General features: G+C 36.2%; 13 protein-coding genes. All 13 read left to right on the forward strand.

Features of this window, described 5'->3' with window-relative positions; translation table 11 throughout:
- Nucleotides 1-8 precede the first annotated feature (8 nt).
- Nucleotides 9-1,898: a cytochrome c oxidase subunit I gene (locus IEV57_RS17285; protein ID WP_188444299.1), complete on the forward strand. Its 1,890-nt coding sequence runs from the start codon at nucleotides 9-11 to the stop codon at nucleotides 1,896-1,898.
- Nucleotides 1,879-2,952: a COX15/CtaA family protein gene (locus tag IEV57_RS17290; protein ID WP_188444300.1), complete on the forward strand. Its 1,074-nt coding sequence runs from the start codon at nucleotides 1,879-1,881 to the stop codon at nucleotides 2,950-2,952. Before IEV57_RS17285 ends, IEV57_RS17290 begins: the two co-directional genes overlap by 20 nt.
- 4 nt (nucleotides 2,953-2,956) lie before the next feature.
- The gene (gene cyoE / locus IEV57_RS17295) at nucleotides 2,957-3,859 is read left to right on the forward strand and encodes a heme o synthase (RefSeq protein WP_188444301.1); all 903 of its coding nucleotides are present in this window, start codon (nucleotides 2,957-2,959) and stop codon (nucleotides 3,857-3,859) included.
- Nucleotides 3,860-3,861: 2 nt separating this feature from the next.
- Entirely contained in the window at nucleotides 3,862-4,443 is a 582-nt protein-coding gene (locus IEV57_RS17300) for a cytochrome c oxidase subunit 3 (RefSeq protein WP_188444302.1), read from the forward strand.
- Between the two features lie 23 nt (nucleotides 4,444-4,466).
- Nucleotides 4,467-5,243 (forward strand): cytochrome c oxidase subunit 3, encoded by a 777-nt coding sequence (locus IEV57_RS17305; RefSeq protein WP_188444303.1) that lies wholly within the window; start codon nucleotides 4,467-4,469, stop codon nucleotides 5,241-5,243.
- 20 nt (nucleotides 5,244-5,263) lie between these two features.
- Nucleotides 5,264-5,593 carry a cytochrome C oxidase subunit IV family protein gene (locus IEV57_RS17310; protein ID WP_188444304.1) on the forward strand — a complete coding sequence of 110 codons (330 nt, stop codon included), beginning with the start codon at nucleotides 5,264-5,266 and terminating at the stop codon, nucleotides 5,591-5,593.
- An 88-nt stretch (nucleotides 5,594-5,681) separates the two neighbouring features.
- Nucleotides 5,682-6,350: an SCO family protein gene (locus IEV57_RS17315; protein ID WP_188444305.1), complete on the forward strand. Its 669-nt coding sequence runs from the start codon at nucleotides 5,682-5,684 to the stop codon at nucleotides 6,348-6,350.
- A complete protein-coding gene (locus tag IEV57_RS17320; RefSeq protein WP_188444306.1) occupies nucleotides 6,337-6,891 on the forward strand; it encodes a DUF420 domain-containing protein in 555 nt (184 codons plus the stop codon). The genes IEV57_RS17315 and IEV57_RS17320 overlap by 14 nt, the downstream gene beginning before the upstream one ends.
- Before the next feature lie 32 nt (nucleotides 6,892-6,923).
- Complete coding sequence (locus tag IEV57_RS17325) at nucleotides 6,924-7,190, forward strand: CAMCR motif-containing small membrane protein (protein WP_188444307.1); 267 nt, start codon at nucleotides 6,924-6,926, stop codon at nucleotides 7,188-7,190.
- Between the two features lie 76 nt (nucleotides 7,191-7,266).
- Complete coding sequence (locus IEV57_RS17330; protein WP_188444308.1) at nucleotides 7,267-10,986, forward strand: ATP-binding protein; 3,720 nt, start codon at nucleotides 7,267-7,269, stop codon at nucleotides 10,984-10,986.
- A 79-nt stretch (nucleotides 10,987-11,065) separates the two neighbouring features.
- Nucleotides 11,066-14,542 carry a DUF8818 domain-containing protein gene (locus IEV57_RS17335; RefSeq protein ID WP_188444313.1) on the forward strand — a complete coding sequence of 1,159 codons (3,477 nt, stop codon included), beginning with the start codon at nucleotides 11,066-11,068 and terminating at the stop codon, nucleotides 14,540-14,542.
- A 333-nt stretch (nucleotides 14,543-14,875) separates the two neighbouring features.
- Nucleotides 14,876-15,088: a hypothetical protein gene (locus IEV57_RS17340; protein ID WP_188444309.1), complete on the forward strand. Its 213-nt coding sequence runs from the start codon at nucleotides 14,876-14,878 to the stop codon at nucleotides 15,086-15,088.
- A gap of 11 nt (nucleotides 15,089-15,099) precedes the next feature.
- Nucleotides 15,100-17,343: Ig-like domain-containing protein (locus IEV57_RS17345; RefSeq protein WP_188444310.1), on the forward strand; the 2,244-nt coding region annotated here is incomplete at its 3' end.

Raw genomic sequence — 17,343 nt, forward strand, 5'->3', positions numbered from 1 at the left:
TATTGATTATGGCAACAGCTAGCGTAGCGTCACATAGTGCACATGATCATGATCATGATCATGAACACAAAGAGAATTTCATAACGAAATACATCTTCACCATTGACCATAAAATGATCGGTAAGCAGTTTCTGGTTACTGGTATATTTTGGGCTCTGATTGGTGGATTTCTTTCGATTCTCTTCAGATTGCAATTGGGTTTCCCTGATATGGATCTTACTTTCCTGAAGCCTCTTTTAGGTGGATGGATTGACGATGGAGGGAAACTAGATCCGAATTTTTACCTTGCATTAGTGACGATGCACGGTACGATCATGGTGTTTTTCGTTTTGACAGCAGGATTGAGTGGAACGTTTTCTAATTTCTTGATTCCGCTTCAGATTGGCGCTAGAGACATGGCCTCGGGTTTCATGAATATGTTATCATACTGGTTCTTCTTTATATCTGGTGTGATCATGTTTATTTCACTATTCCTTGAAAATGGTCCAGCTGGTGGTGGATGGGTTGTATATCCTCCTTTGTCAGCTTTGGAACAAGCTATTCCAGGTTCAGGAATGGGAATGACTTTATGGTTGATCGCCATGACTTTCTTCATCGCATCATCTTTGTTAGGAGGTATTAATTATATTTCTACAGTAATTAACTTGAGAACAAAAGGGATGTCTTTTTCAAGACTTCCTCTTACAATATGGGCTTTCTTCTTGACTGCGGTAATCGGTTTATTATCATTCCCAGTTTTATTTGCAGCCGCTTTATTATTGGTATTTGATCGTAGTTTTGGAACATCTTTCTATCTTTCTGATATATATATCAGTGGTGAAGGTGCCTTGCCAAATACTGGTGGTAGCCCTGTACTTTATCAGCATTTATTCTGGTTCTTAGGTCACCCTGAGGTGTATATAGTATTGTTACCTGCCTTGGGTATCACATCTGAAGTAATCGCAACTAATTCAAGAAAACCAATCTTTGGTTACAAAGCGATGATTATTTCAATGTTGGGGATCACTATTCTTTCGTTCGTTGTATGGGCTCACCATATGTTCGTATCTGGAATGAATCCTTTCCTAGGATCGATCTTTATGTTCTTGACACTAATCATTGCAATTCCTTCCGCAGTGAAAGTATTTAATTATTTAACCACATTATGGAGAGGTAATTTGATTTTCACGCCAGGAATGCTGTTTTCAATTGGTTTAGTATCCTTCTTTATATCTGGTGGTCTTACAGGTATATTCTTAGGAAACTCAGCTATTGACATTCAATTGCATGATACTTATTTCGTTGTGGCTCACTTCCACTTGGTAATGGGTTCAGCTTCTTTCTTTGGATTAATGGCTGGGGTGTACCATTGGTTCCCTAAAATGTTTGGTAGAATGATGGATGCTAGATTAGGATATGTTCATTTCTGGTTGACATTCGTTGGAGTTTACTTGGTATTCTTCCCGATGCACTATATTGGAATTGCTGGTTTCCCAAGAAGATATTATTCTTTTACTACATATGATTTCAGTAGTGCATATACAGATTTGAATATGTTTGTGTCTGTAGCAGCGATCATAACATTTGCGGCTCAGTTCATCTTCTTATTCAACTTCTTCTACAGTATGTATAGAGGTAGAAAGGCTTCTTTGAATCCTTGGAGATCAACTACCTTAGAATGGACTACGCCGCTTCATCCTGGACATGGTAACTGGCCTGGTGAAATTCCAGCTGTTTACAGATGGCCTTATGATTATTCTAAGCCTGGAGCTAATGAGGATTTTATTCCACAAACAGTGCCTTTATCAGCAACTCCTGAATCTAACCTTCCACACGAACAAGAATTGGTTAAGTTAGAGAAAGAAATTATAGCTGAAGAAGGAGAAGTTTTAGTAGCTAATGAATCAAAAGAATCTTAAAAACATAAATAGCTTTCGCAGGATATCATTGATAACTGTGATAGCTGTTTATTTTCTTATATTGGTTGGAGGCGTTGTTCGTAGTACCGGTTCTGGTATGGGATGTCCCGATTGGCCAAAATGCTTTGGGAGCTGGGTTCCGCCAACGAGCGTGAATCAGCTCCCAAATGATTATCAGGAGATTTATCTTCAAAAGCGAATTCTGAAAAATGAGCGCTTTGTTGCAAGCCTTGAGAAACTTGGTTTTTCAAAAAAGGCGGAAGAAATAAAAAATGACAAATCAATTCTGATTGAAGAAGAATTTAATCCTGTCAAAACTTGGATTGAATATATCAATAGATTGATAGGAGTTCTGATTGGTTTGTTTATTTTACTCACCGTTTACAGATCCCTCCCTCTCTGGAAAGAAGATAAATTGATCCCAATTTTATCATTCGCAAGCTTGGTATTGGTAGTGTTTCAAGCTTGGATAGGTTCTATTGTGGTGTCAACAAATCTTTTGGCTTGGATGATTACGCTTCATATGCTACTTGCATTGCTGTTGGTATGTCTATTAATATACATTCATTTCAGAGCGCATCATCTTTACAAGAAAATTTCCTTTAGAACTGAAAAGCCATTTAGGCTATTCACGATCTTAATGATTGGTTTCATTTTAATGATTGTCCAAATAGTATTGGGAACACAGGTGAGAGAAGAGATTGATCAAATTGCATTCGCAATGGGGAATTTGTTGAGAGGATCATGGATAGAATCTATTGGTTTCACTTTCCTTGTCCACAGGTCTTACTCTTTGTTGCTGCTTGCGATTCATGTTCTGTTCATTTATAAAATTTATAAATATTCAGTTAGACGATCAGGTATTTTCAAATTGTCACAATTATTAATTATTGTGATTGCATTTGAAATATTGACTGGAGTGGGAATGGCTTATTTTGCGATTCCAGCTTTCTTGCAGCCTGTTCATCTTTTATTTGGGTCATTGATTATAGGGATTCAGTTTCTGCTTTTGTTAAATCTAAAGGATCAGAAAAAAATAACAATTGAAAATTAAGTTCATGAGAGCTATTAATATTTCTGAAGATACTTTATTTAATGCTATTGCTTTTAGAGCAAAGGCATATTATGAATTGATTAAATTCAGGCTATCAGCTTTGGTTACATTCTCAGCTGTCTTTGGGTTTATTCTAGGAGACTCAGGTGTGATGTTTTCTTGGGGAAAATTCTTTGCCTTAATGGTAGGAGGATTTTTAATCTCTGGTGCCTCGGGAGCTGCTAATGAGATCTGGGAAAGAGACTATGATAAGCTGATGAAGCGGACTCAAAATAGACCTCTTCCAACCAAGCAAATCTCGCTCAGTGAAGCTTATTGGTTTACGTCAATTATTGCTTTGATAGGTATCAGTATCTTGTGGGTTTTCACAAATCCTTTAACAACGGGATTGGGAATTCTAAGTATGATTCTCTATGTGTTTGTCTATACTCCGTTAAAAAGAGTTGGTCCTATTGCAGTATTTGTTGGTGCTATTCCTGGAGCAATGCCTCCTTTATTAGGTTGGACTGCTGCTACTGGCGCTATTTCACATGAAGCATTAATTATATTCGGAATTCAGTTTATTTGGCAATTCCCTCACTTTTGGGCTATTGCATGGGTAAGTGATGAAGACTATAAAAAGGCTGGCTTTAAATTGTTGCCTAGTGGTGGAAAGAAGGATTTGAATACAGCAATTCAAATTATGATATATACATTATTCCTCCTACCTCTTGGTCTATTACCAACTTACTTTGGTCTAACAGGAATCAATTCAGGAATTGTTGCTACAATCTGCGGGGTTCTTTTCTTAGCACAAACGTTTTCTTTGATGCGTGATTGTTCTAGAAAATCTGCTTTAAAAATCATGTTTGGCTCGTTTCTTTATCTACCAATAGTACAAATTGCTTACCTATTAGATAAGATATAATTATGGAAGAAAAATTCGCATATATAGAAGGAGCTGAGCAGCCTATCGCAATGCATCCAAAAAAGTTCTCTTTATGGCTTTTTATGGTGACTGTTGTGATGATCTTTGCAGGTCTGACAAGTGCATATATTGTTCGTCAATCAGAAGGAAATTGGTTGGAGTTTGATCTTCCTGCAGTCTTCTATTACACCTCAGGGATTATTATTATCAGCAGTATATTTCTGCATTGGGCATATCTTTCAGCAAAGAAAGATAATTTAATGCAACTTAGAATAGGAATGGTCATTGCTTCTGTGCTGGGGCTTGCCTTCTTAGTTGGGCAATGGTATAGTTTTGTGGCACTTGTGGATATGGATGTGTATTTGGTTGGAAATCCTTCTGGTTCATTTTTATATATTTTCACAGGACTTCATGCATTGCATTTGGTTAGTGGTGTGATTTTTCTAATAATTGTGTTAATTTCGTCCTTTAGATACAAGGTACATTCACAATCCATGGTGTCTATGGAAATGTGTGTAACTTATTGGCACTTCTTAGGAGCGCTTTGGTTATACTTATTTACATTTATGCTTTTGAATCATTAATTATTAAAGTTAAATAAATTAATATGTCAACGACTGCGACAGCGATTGGAGTAAGCTCCAAAAGAGGAATCTGGGGAGGTGGTAATGAACCACTTAAAGCCAGTTATGGAAAACTGATGATGTGGTTTTTCTTACTTTCAGATATCTTTACTTTTGCCGCCTTTTTGATAACTTATGCAGCTATCAGAGTAAGTTATCCAGGTTATGAAGGTTCTATGGAAACCTTTCAGGGTTCTAATGAATACTGGCCTGTACCTGAATTAGTTTTTGATGCATTTCCTCTGGCTCATGGGATGCACTTACCACTTGTGTTTGTTGGCTTGATGACTTTCATTCTCATTTTGAGTTCTGTGACTATGGTATTGGCTGTAGAGGCTGGGCATAGAAACGATAGAAATGATGTAGTTAAATGGATGCTTTGGACTCTGCTGGGTGGTATATGTTTTTTAAGTTGCCAAGCTTGGGAATGGTCTCACTTTATCCATGGTTCTGACGAAGGTACATTAGTAACTTTTGTTAATTCTATGAATCAAGTTGTATCAGAAACGATATACGGTGCCAATTTAGCTGTTAACGAATATGGACCTGCTGCTTTTGCACAATTATTCTTCTTTATAACAGGATTTCACGGATTTCACGTTACTATTGGTGTTGTTCTGCTTTTCTTAGCTTTCTACCAGGCAGCAGTAGGCGTATATGAAAGAAGAGGTCACTACGAGATGATCGAAAAAATCGGTCTATACTGGCACTTTGTAGATTTAGTTTGGGTATTTGTATTCACTTTCTTCTACTTAATCTAAAGGAATTAAATTTATTAGATATGGCATTACAAGAAAATAAATCAGCTTTGGAAGTTATTCCAAGAGATAGCGAAAAGATTAAAAAAATCTGGAAGACTGCGGGCATTTTACTAGCAATTACTTTAGTAGAATTCGTCATGGCCTTTACTATGGAAAGAGGCTTGTTGCTATACTTCCTATTCATAGCTTTGACAGTTTGGAAAGCAAAGTACATCATGATGGAATTTATGCACCTAGGTGAGGAAGCAAAGCCTTTGTTTTACTCTATCATTGTCCCATTGATTTTCCTAGTGTGGTTAGTCATAGCACTTGTGAAAGAAGGCTCTGATATCTTCTTGATGAGGTGGTAAAAAAATATTTTATCTTATTTTAAAAAAAAAGTAGGTTGGAGAGTGACTCTTCAACCTACTTTTTTGTTACATAAAGAAATAGAGAGGAATGAGAGGAATTAGAATACTTCAAGGTTTTGTGTTATTGTGTATCTTGATGGTGCCGGTACTGATTATCGTGTTTTTGAAAACAATGACTTCTAACACATATGATATCCCTGTGTATTATCAAGAAGGCGTAGATAATCCGTTAATGGAATGTGATTTTGCGGAAAACGAGCAGCACGTAATTCCAGATTTCACATTTACTTCTCAAGATAATGAGGCTGTATCAAGGTCTGCAATGACAGGTAAAATAACTGTTGTTGATTTTTTCTTTACTTCTTGCCCGAGTATTTGTCCCGTGATGTCTACAGAAATGGAACGTGTCAATGATGTGTTTCGAGACATAGACGATGTTCAGATCTTTTCGATTTCTATAGACCCCGATTATGATACACCAGAGATTCTTCAAGAATACGCAACTTTACATCAAGCAACTAAAGACAAATGGTTTTTTTTAACAGGTGACAAGGTTATGACCTATAACCTTGCAAGATGTGGCTTTATCCTTCCTGCTATGGATGGTGGAGATGTGCCTGATGATTTTGTGCATTCTGATAAATTTGTATTGGTAGATGAAGAAGGTCGTATTCGTGGTTATTATAGTGGTACAAACAGGGAAGAAGTAGATCGTTTAATTGTAGAAATTAAGATATTGTTATATGGAAAAGAGTAATTTATTAATGGATAAGGAGGATAAAGGAATTATCAGATGGGTAACAGTGATTGCAGTTGCAGTCCCAGTAGTTGTTGCTATACTTCTATTTATGCCATCTAAAATTGACTTGGCAAGTGATTGGGTTTACTTCCTTCCTCATTTTAATGCCGTAATCAATTCTGCGGCGTCTGTGGCTTTAATATTTGGACTCATATTTATCAAAAGTAAAAACATTACTTACCATAGAGCCTCCATGACTACTGCATTTGTTTTAGGAGCGATCTTTTTGGTTTCCTATGTAATCTATCACGCTGCCGCAGAAAGCACCACTTTTGGAGGTGAAGGCTTCATTAAATCAGTTTATTATTTTATCCTGATTACACATATTATCTTGGCAGCGGTAGCTTTGTTTCCAATATTGTTGGCGTACTACTATGGATATACCGATCAAAGAGCGAAACACAAAAAAGTTGTTAAATTTGCATATCCGATTTGGCTTTATGTGACGATATCAGGGGTTATAGTATATTTAATGATTAGCCCTTATTACAATTTCTAAACTATTCCAAAATTCAAGACGTTGTATAATTGATGGTAAATAAAATCTTAAAGTCCTTTTTCCTCTTTGTTGCTTTTATACTTATTCAAAGCACATCTTTTGCACAATGTGCAATGTGTAGAGCTTCTGTAGAAAACAACGTTAGCAATGGAGATACATCCATAGGCGCGGGTTTGAATATGGGTATTCTGTATTTGTTTATCATGCCTTATACCATTGCTATGGTTATAGGGTATTTATGGTATAGAAACGCAAAAAAAAGGAAAGCAAAATTTACATTCCAAGGTGATAAATTCTAATCATTAGAATCTTAATATTCATAAAGAAAAAGCAAAGTTTGATTATCAACTTTGCTTTTTTACTTTTATAGATAATATGCTCAAAAAGAGACGCCTTTTACTTCTTACTGCTGTCCTCGGAATAGGTGCGTTATTAGCTTTGAATTATTTTTTGGTTCAGAGAAGCGATTACAATCAAATCCTAGAACCAATTGAAAAGGAAATTCACCTAGTTGAGTCAAAATTTGATCAAGATTTTATTGAGATCTTGATGCAAAATAGACCTGATGAAGCACTTACTTTTTCAAATTTATTAGTTAAAAGTAATTACCCATATTATTTATTTGATTCAAAGGGTGATCTGGTTTTCTGGTCTGATTTTACCCACATGCCTGATTTTGAAGTGCTCAATAAACAAAAGCAGCACCAATACTATGAGGATCAAAAAGGAGCCTTTTACATTAGACTAAGAAATATCAAAAGGTTTGAGCAGTCGTATTATTTGGTGCAGCTTTATCCACTGAATTACAAACGTGAAGTACAAAATGATTTTTTATTATCTGGTTTTAACCCAGAATTATTTGGGAATAACAGATTGATTTTATCAAAACAGAGTAAAGGAGGCAATTCTAATATTAAAAGTAAAAATGGGGAATTCATTTTCTCCATAGAGTTTGAAGCCGGATATGAATCGGTAGACAAGGAAAGAAATATTACACTTCTTATCTTCTTCTTTTCCCTGCTCATATTAATATTAATTGTAGGTTACGATTTTGTTCGCACAATCTGGAGAAGGAGTAAGCCATACTTAGCCATTTTATATGCAGCAGGCATTTTATTCTCCATACGAAGTTTTATGCTATTTTTTAATTTTCCACAAGACTTCTTTGATTTCCCTTTATTCGACTCCACCAAATACGCATCCTCTTGGTTCAATCCAAGCTTAGGTGATCTTTTGCTAAATACGATTTGTAGTTTGGTGATATTTTCTCTCTTGCTTGCCATTTTAGCGAGCAAGGGTTTTCAAAACAAGTTCAATTTGTTAAGATCCAATTACAAAGTAGGGACTTTTATTTTGCTTGCTTATTTGCTTTCTACAATTTTGCTAGCTCTTTTTTACAGTCTTTACATAAATATCTTAAGTAATTCTCAGTGGGATTTAAATATACTTTCTCTTCCTTCTTTTGATTATTTTAAGATGATCAGTCTCCTCATTGTCTTTTTTGGGGGCGCGATGTATTTATTGTTTTCTATTTTGGGTATTAATCTAGTTTTGAGCAGTGAAAAAATTGAAAGGTCTCAAGCACTAAAGGTTTTAGTGTACTTTTCTATCCCAATTGGTCTAATACTCGCTTATTATAATTGGGTATATTTAATAGCTTTTTTAGCTCATTTTATCCTTTTGGTTTCTATTGTAAGCTTCGAACTTTATAAAAACATCTTCAAACTAGGCTTCAATACCTTTCTTACCTTTTTCTTTGGATGTTTAATTGGTGCTGTGATCACGGGCATAGCTTCTCATCAAGTTTATTTGGAAAGGCAGCTGCAAGCCAAAGAGCGATTTGGAACGCAGCAACTGGTCGAAAATGATGTAATGGCAGAATTTTATCTAGCAGGTATCATGGATAGAATTAAGTCTGATCTTTTTATTAAAAATACTTTAGCAGATCCATTTCAATCTAACGAAGCTATAGCAAGAAAGATCAAAAAGATTCATATGACCAATTACTTTGATCAGTATGATCTTGATCTGAGAATCTTTAATGGGGCTGGAGACAATGTACTTGATAGAACGGATGAAGAAAGCCTGCAAGACCTGAGGCTTAAATATATTAAAAGTGATTTCGCCACTACAGTAAAAGATTTATATTTCATTAAAGGTGCAGAGGAGGGGATTGGGAATAGATATATATCTTTTATACCGCTTTTCAGAGACGATATTTTAATTGGAACAGCCTACTTGGAGTTGCGTCAATTGAAAATATTACCTGGGTCAGTTTTCCCTAAGCTTCTCATGGATAGGAAGTACAATGTGAATGTAAGCGATAGGAACTACGATTATGCCTTCTTTGTAGATGGAGAGCTCCAATATTCTGTAGGAGTATTCAACTATAGAACGATGGATTTGGAGGCTTTTCAAAAACAAGCAAAACTTTATACTCTTGGTATCTATGAAAAAAAATACCATCACCTTGGTATCACAAGCGATGACAAACTAGTCGTTGTCTCTTCTCCTGTTTATCCAATATATTATATATTGGCTGATATCTCGTTGTTTTTCGTCGCCTATATTATCCTGACGCTAATTAGTGTGCTGATTTTCACTATTGTCCAAGGCTTAGGAAGATTTAGGTTCAACTATGCCACAAAGCTTCAGTTGTATCTGAATTTTGCTTTTTTCTTTCCCATCCTTACCATCAGTTTGATTATTATAGGTCTATTGTCAAATTCTTATCGAGAAGAGCTGCATAGGCAGTATTTTCAGAAAGGGTCTTTGGTTGGAGACAATCTATCTGCAGTCTTGGAAAGACAGGTGATAGGGGAAGCAGATAGAGATGATTTCATTGAAATGGTCAATAATCTTGCTGGCACCACAAATGTTGAGATCAATGTATTTGATCCCGATGGAAAGTTGATTGCAACATCACAACCCAATACTTTCGACAAGGGAATCTTAACCAAATTTATCAATCCAGAAGCAATCGTAGAGATTGTAGAAGGTCAAAATAACAGAGCTTTACTAGAAGAGAAAATTGGGTCACTCAATTATAAATCAGTTTATTTGGCCATCAGATCATCCAATAGTCAACAGATTAGAGCAATTGTAGCCATTCCATTCTTTGAATCGGAGTCCGAGTTGGATTTATTGATAGCAGATGTCTTGAGTAATATCGCTAATATCTTCGTATTGATATTTATTATATTCCTTTTCGTATCCTACTTCGTTTCTAAGAATTTGACTTTTCCTTTCAATTTGCTTACGCAAAAGCTAAAGAATACTGATTTAGATAGCAACGAACCTATGTATTGGCCTTCCAATGATGAGATTGGTCTTTTGGTCAATGAATATAACAACATGCTTTTTAAGCTTGAAGCCAGTAAGAAAATTCTATCCAATACTGAAAAAGAATCGGCTTGGAGGGAAATGGCAAAACAAGTTGCTCATGAAATCAAAAACCCGCTTACTCCAATGAAGCTTACTTTGCAACATTTGCTGAGACTCCAAGCGATGGGAAATTTAGAAGATCCAGCGAAACTTAAAAAGCCGCTGGAGACATTGATTCATCAAATTGATACGCTCAGCGATATAGCGACTTCTTTTTCGACTTTCGCTAAAATGCCTCTTCCTAAAAACACCATGATGGATTTTAGAAAAGTGGTGATCGATACGATAGAGTTGTTTAAAAGTAGAGAAAAGGGAACAGTGACTTTTGAGGATTTAGCTTCTGAAAGAGATTTGATGGTCATGGGAGATGATCAGCTTTTTGGGAGGGTGATCGCAAACTTGATCATCAATGGAATCCAAGCAGTAGATCCAAAGAAGAAACCGCAGATTAAAATTTGGCTCATGATCGAAGATGGGAAAGTGGTTCTTCAAATCAAGGATAACGGTAAGGGGATAACTGATGAATTGAAAGATAAAATCTTTATTCCAAACTTCAGCACAAAGTCTGAAGGCTCGGGTTTGGGTTTAGCAATTGCAAAGAGAGGTGTGGAAACGGCAGGAGGCCAAATTTGGTTTGAAACTCAAGTTGGAAAGGGCTCATCCTTTTACTTGTCTTTTGATCTTGTTGAACCTGAGAATATGTCTAATTGATTTAGAGTGAAGCAATTCTGAAGAGCCTGTTTATTTTCTATCTGAAAATATTACCTTAGTGAGTAGATTGGGGATTCAAATGATTGCTTTGAGACGATTTTTATTACTTGGCTTGCTTTTGATAGGAGGAATTACTGGCGTATTGGCACAGTCCAAGACCTGTAAATGGCTTCCTTTAGAAGTGATCAAAGGGGATTTTTTGTTAGATTCGCTTTCGGTGATTGAAGAAACTATCAAAATCTCCGATAGACAGGGAAATGAATATGCTTTTGTCTATAATCTCAACCTAGGAACAATCAAAGTCGATATTGAGAATCCATCTCAGCTTGATTCTCTCCAATTTTGCTATCAAACATTTCCTTATAGTCTTCATCAAATTGCTGCAAAGAGAACATTGCAACAAGACTATGACTCCATGGCGATGTTTCGCAACAAAAGAGTAGAAGCAATCCCCAGTTTTGACTTCAGAGAAGAATTGTTTCCAACTACCAACCTCAGTAAATCTGGAAATTTAACTCGAGGGGTTTCCTTTGGAAATACGCAGAATGTTTTTGTAAATTCCTCCTTAAACCTACAGATGTCGGGCGAATTGTCAGAAAATCTCAATATCCGAGCGAGTATCACTGATCAGAATGTCCCCTTTCAACCTGAGGGAAATACACAGCAACTTCAAGACTTTGATAATGTGCTGGTGGAAATTTATAATGATAAATTCAATCTTGCAGCAGGAGATGTTGTCCTCCAACAAAGAAGATCGGAGTTTCTAAGGTATTATAAAAACGTACAAGGTGCTCAGTTTACAACAAACTACGGTATAGGTGACAAGTGGAAAGCTTCCACCCAAGCATCTGCTTCTGTTGCAAAAGGAAAATTCGCATCCATCCAATTAGAGATTTTTGAAGGGACTTTAGGGCCTTATAGGATTCCCGGTCCACAGAATGAAAGATTCGTTATTGTTATGGCGAATTCTGAACGGGTATTCTTGGATGGGAAACAGCTACAAAGAGGATTTAATTACGATTACGTGATCGATTACAATCAAGGAGAAATCACTTTTACACCAAACATTTTAATCACACAATATTCCCGAGTACGAATAGATTTTGAATATGCGGAAAGAAATTTCTCCCGGTCTATATTAGCTGCTAATCATATTCAAGAAACAGATAAAGTTTCCTTTTATATGAATTTTTATAGAGAGCAGGACAATAGAAATAGGCCCTTGTTTTTTGAATTTTCAGATGCAGAGAAGAGTTTGCTGGCATCTGTGGGTGACAATCTAGAAGAAGCATCGATCCCAAGAGTAGATTCTATAGCTTTTGATCAAAACAGGATTCTTTACAGACGAGTCGAAGCTTTTGATGATAGAGGTCTCCCCATTGTGTTTTATGAATATTCAAATAATCCAGAAGAAGCTTTTTTTGCAGTAGGTTTCTCCGAAGTAGGACAAGGGAATGGAGATTATGTTCGATCACAGCAGCTAGCAAATGGGCCTGTTTATAATTATGTACCACGAGTGAATGGTGTACCTCAAGGAAGATTTTCGATTCTTTCTCAACTACCTGCTCCTAATAAAAGACAAATGTTCACCACTGGTACCCGGGTAAAGCTGAGTGGTTTTGAACAAGTATATACAGAAGTAGCATTTTCAAGTACCGATCAAAACCTGTTCTCGGAGTTAGATAATGAAGATAATAATGGCTTTGGAATAAAGTCTGGATTTTTATCCGAAAACAGGACTTTCGATAAGTTTAAGGATTATAAATTCAATGCTTTGACTGAATTTGAATACAATGCAGCAAATTTTAGCTTTATAGATCGACTCAGATACATAGAATTTGATCGAGACTGGAGTTTGCGTCCAGAGGATATCCAAGATCCTGGAAGTGAAAGGATATTCAATTCTCAAGTTTCCCTCGTTAAGGACACGGATCATTCATTTTCATACAGATTCAACCTTAGAAATAGAGGTGATATCTTATCAGGCACGCAACATCTAGCAACATTGAATCAAGTGCTAGCCAAGCGGTTTTATGTCAAAAACGATTTTTTCAAATTAGATAGTGATGTAAGAAATCTCAATTCTGATTGGCTACGCTATACGGGTGATGTAAGTTATCGATCGAAAGTCCTCGTTCCTGGTTACAGAGTCATGTTAGATAGAAATGCTGTCCGAGATATTGCTTCAGACTCGGTGGTGAGCACAGCAATGAATTTTCTTGAACAAATGGTTTACCTCAAATCCAACGACACCTTGCTCTATTCATTCTTTGCTGATGTGAGTTGGAGAGAGGATCGGTTTCCTGTTGGTGGAGAGTTGGTCTCTGATACGGAAGCCTTCTCAACGAATTATGGACTTAAGAAGAAATTTGGAAATCATGACTTCACGGGAACATTTACTTATAGAGAGTTGAGGTTTTTGAGAAATACCGAGCAGGTAGAAACAACTGTGCTCGGCAAAATTGACTATCTCAGTAATCTATTTGATGGAAATGTAAGGAATGAACTTTCTTATGCCCTTGGAAATGGAAGGGAATTCAGAAGGGAATATGTGTTCCTTCCGGTACCTACAGGAGAAGGGACCCACGCTTGGAGAGATGACAATGGAGACGGAGTGCAGCAGCTCAATGAATTCTATATTGCTGTTAACCCAGAAGAAAAAAGCTTTATTAAGGTTTTTGTTCCTACAACTGATTTTATTCAAGCCTATTCCACTATTTTCAATTATCGACTCAATGCAAAATTCCCAGACTCATGGAGAAAGGAAAAGGGTTTGCGCTTATTTATGCAGAAATTTTCTAACACGACAAGTTTAAACATTGAGAAGAAAATAACTTCGAATGAATTCTGGGAACGAATCAATCCATTTGTTGGAGGCTTTGCTGATGAAGATTTGATTTCTGTACGGCAGGTGATTCGCAGTTCATTTTTCTTTAACCGTGCTTCTCCGAAGTATGGATTTGATCTGTCTGTCTTTGATAGTCAAAATAAACAGCTTCTAGCGGGAGGATTTGAGGATTTGGTTCAAAAAGACTGGAGATTGAACACCCGTTTCAATTTCAACCCAAACCTTAATTTCAGGTTTTTACTGATGTCAGGCAGTAGGTTTGCCGCTTCAGACTTTTTGGACAACAGGAATTATACAATAGAACAATATGCCTTAGGGCCAGAGTTGGCTTGGCAGCCAAGTAGTGTTTTTCGTTCTACTTTGATGTATCAATTTACTGGTAAAGAAAATATATCGAATCCAGAATTTGAAGAAAGAGCAGAACTCCATCAATTGGGCTTGGACTTTAGATTTTCAAAAGCAATCAAGACAACAATTAATTCAAACTTTAAATACACCTACATTTCGTATAACGGTCAAGCAAATTCGCCAACAGGATATGAAATGCTTCAGGCTCTTAATATTGGCAGTAATTTGACTTGGACTTTCAATTGGCTTCAAAAAATAGGTGAAGGACTGCAAATGAACTTGGTTTATGAAGGTAGGAATTCTCAAGGCTTAGGGCGCTTGGTTCATGTTGGGCGGATGCAAGTGACCGCATTATTTTAAAAAAAAAACATTTATTTTTTTTCTATGTTTGGATTTTTTGAGCCACAAAAAAACAATCTTTTAATAAAAATTAATATCCGAAAATATTACTAAGATATTACTTATTGTCTTTTAACAATTTTTTATAGTGTTTTTTTGTATTTCTTTTTTAGATTTAAAATACACAATATTGTATTTTGTAATAAAAAAAACGTATTTAATTAAAAATTATGTCTCAATTAGTTTGGATATGAAATACATAATTTTGTATTTTTATGACAATTAAGTGGGTTTACTACTTAGGGTTCGATTTAAAAGTCGAAAAATTTTCAAGTTAATAGTGAAATATAGGTTATGGGAAAAAAATTACAATTCACGCACGACAACAGTTTGATGATGAGCATTGAGATGTTCTTCAAGGTAATCTTAGGATGTTTTTTGATCCGGATTAATGAATTTTGCAAAGAAGTATTGCAAGGGACTTTTAGCCATTCGGCCACTACCTCGCTTCACACAATCAAAAATGTTTATTCACACACCACGACCATAACGGGTCAGGTATCTTAATCTAATAGGTTATGAAGACGTATATAAAATCGTTTACTTATTTAGTGTTTTTATTAAGTTATTTCGTAAGTCAAAACACAAGTTATGCTCAGGGAAATATTATAGGTAATGTTCCTCTTATTATTGATTCAAGTAACCCTCCAGGGTGTCCACAAAACAACGTTTCAATAGATGCAATAGAATTCAGGGGATCGAATTCACAAGTTTTAGATCCTAATGAAGAGTATGAAATTGGAGAACTGGTCGAAGGTCAAATCTGGTTTGATTTTGGTGGAAGTTCAAAAAATGCTTACAATCTATACATCCAATATGATATTTTTATAAATGATCAAAAGGTAGGTCCGACAATAACTCTTTGTCGTTTTAGTGGTGTAAATGTTCCGAATGGTCAAAATGATGGTTTACAATTTATCGATGATTTTTCATGGGAATATGGAGATAAACTAGAAATAAAAAATATTTACATGACCTGGACAACAGGAAATGCAGGAGATGGAAATTGTTCAGCAACCCTTGGAAACGCACAATGTTATTGGAGTGGTACTGGTTTGATAGTTCAAACACCACTAGTTGCTAATTTTAATTTTGAACTTAGCTGTGATGATCTTTCTGTTGATTTTATAAATTTAACTACGGGTGGAAATACAAATACTTACACTTACTCTTGGGATTTTGGTGATGGGTCAACGCCATCAGAACAATTAAACCCGGCACATACATATACTACAGCTGGTACTTACACCGTAAGATTAACAGCTACAAATGGTGGTCAAACAAGATTTTTAGATAAAATTGTTACAGTTTATAATCCCGTTTCTGTTTCGGCAACTAGAATTGATGATGACTGTTCTGTAGAAGGTGCTGGAACTATTACTTTGACAAATGTGTCAGGTGGTGATGGGAACTTCACTTTTTCTTGGACGGCAACCAATGGAGGAATAATTCCTGAAGGATCAGAAACTAATCAAAACCAAACCAATTTAGGGCCAGGTATCTACACAGTTATAACTTCCGACGGAAGAGATTGTAAAAACATATCTACTTTTAATATTACAAAACCGAACTCGGCTCCAGCACCTACTAATTTCAGCAATGAAGTTTATTGTTTTGGTTCAGGTTCTCAAGGTTATGATATCACAGCTGATGAAGGTTATTCATTGGTATATTATGATTCACAAACTTCAGATTTGCCATTTGAAGCTGTTCCTACGGTAGATACAGATACTGCTACACCTGATACCTATACGGTATGGGTAGCACAGGTTGGTAATAATCAGTGTGAAAGCGAAAGAGTTGCTGTATCTATTACTGTTAACCCTTTACCAGTTTTAACGATCACTAATCCAGCCGCAGTTTGTGAGCCAGGTACGGTTGATTTAACCGCAGCAGCTGTTACAGCTGGTTCTTCTGGTTTTACTTCATTAGAATATTATACAAACGCAGAAGGAACTGATGTATTAACTAGTGCAAATGCAGTAGCGGTCAGCGGAACGTATTACATCAAGGCAATTTCTGAAGAGGGTTGTTTCGTGATTCAGCCAGTAGAAGTGATTGTAAATGATGCGCCTGTTGCCCCGGTTAGTACAGGAAACTTAACTCAGTGTGCAACTGATCCAATTCAGACTTTAAACGCGAGTGATGCAATTACTGAGGTAGAAGGAATTACTTACAGATGGTATGCTTCTTTAGAAAGTCTTACAGAAGTTACTCCTACTTTAAACTCTGTAGGAACAGAAACTTTTTATGCCGAAGCTGTTTCAGCTGATGGCTGTGTTTCTTTAGAAAGAACAGCAGTGACATTGACAATCAATGACTGTAGCGTAGCAATCACTAAGACAGTTGACTTCGATGAAATCGATAAGCCAACAACTTTGAACTACATCATCACAGTTACGAATCCAGGTAATACACCATTGACAGGTGTTGTAGTAACTGACCCATTAACAAATGATGTTAATCCATTGGTACTTGCTTCAGGTGATACAAATGAAGATGGAAACTTAGATACCAATGAATCTTGGGTTTACAATGCTTCTTATCAGGTTACACAAGCGATGATCGATGCTGGTGACGCGATTACAAACACAGCGTTTGTGAATACAGATCAGACTGGCCAAAAGGAAGCTGATGTTACTACCTCAATCATTCAAGATTTTGAGTTTAGCATCACTAAAGTAGCTACACCACAGACATACAGTACAGTAGGAGAAGTAATCAGCTACGACATTACAGTGACCAATGATGGAAACGTAACG

The organism is Belliella aquatica (genome assembly GCF_014637795.1).
Lineage (GTDB): Bacteria > Bacteroidota > Bacteroidia > Cytophagales > Cyclobacteriaceae > Belliella > Belliella aquatica.

What these genes read in the sequence shown, in the direction of transcription:
- IEV57_RS17325 (WP_188444307.1), top strand. Translation starts at nt 6,924, where the DNA reads ATGGTAAATAAAATCTTAAAGTCCTTTTTCCTCTTTGTTGCTTTTATA.
- IEV57_RS17335 (WP_188444313.1), top strand. Translation starts at nt 11,066, where the DNA reads ATGATTGCTTTGAGACGATTTTTATTACTTGGCTTGCTTTTGATAGGA.
- IEV57_RS17330 (WP_188444308.1), top strand. Translation starts at nt 7,267, where the DNA reads ATGCTCAAAAAGAGACGCCTTTTACTTCTTACTGCTGTCCTCGGAATA.
- IEV57_RS17340 (WP_188444309.1), top strand. Translation starts at nt 14,876, where the DNA reads ATGGGAAAAAAATTACAATTCACGCACGACAACAGTTTGATGATGAGC.
- IEV57_RS17310 (WP_188444304.1), top strand. Translation starts at nt 5,264, where the DNA reads ATGGCATTACAAGAAAATAAATCAGCTTTGGAAGTTATTCCAAGAGAT.
- IEV57_RS17315 (WP_188444305.1), top strand. Translation starts at nt 5,682, where the DNA reads ATGAGAGGAATTAGAATACTTCAAGGTTTTGTGTTATTGTGTATCTTG.
- IEV57_RS17305 (WP_188444303.1), top strand. Translation starts at nt 4,467, where the DNA reads ATGTCAACGACTGCGACAGCGATTGGAGTAAGCTCCAAAAGAGGAATC.
- IEV57_RS17320 (WP_188444306.1), top strand. Translation starts at nt 6,337, where the DNA reads ATGGAAAAGAGTAATTTATTAATGGATAAGGAGGATAAAGGAATTATC.
- cyoE (WP_188444301.1), top strand. Translation starts at nt 2,957, where the DNA reads ATGAGAGCTATTAATATTTCTGAAGATACTTTATTTAATGCTATTGCT.
- IEV57_RS17290 (WP_188444300.1), top strand. Translation starts at nt 1,879, where the DNA reads ATGAATCAAAAGAATCTTAAAAACATAAATAGCTTTCGCAGGATATCA.
- IEV57_RS17285 (WP_188444299.1), top strand. Translation starts at nt 9, where the DNA reads ATGGCAACAGCTAGCGTAGCGTCACATAGTGCACATGATCATGATCAT.
- IEV57_RS17300 (WP_188444302.1), top strand. Translation starts at nt 3,862, where the DNA reads ATGGAAGAAAAATTCGCATATATAGAAGGAGCTGAGCAGCCTATCGCA.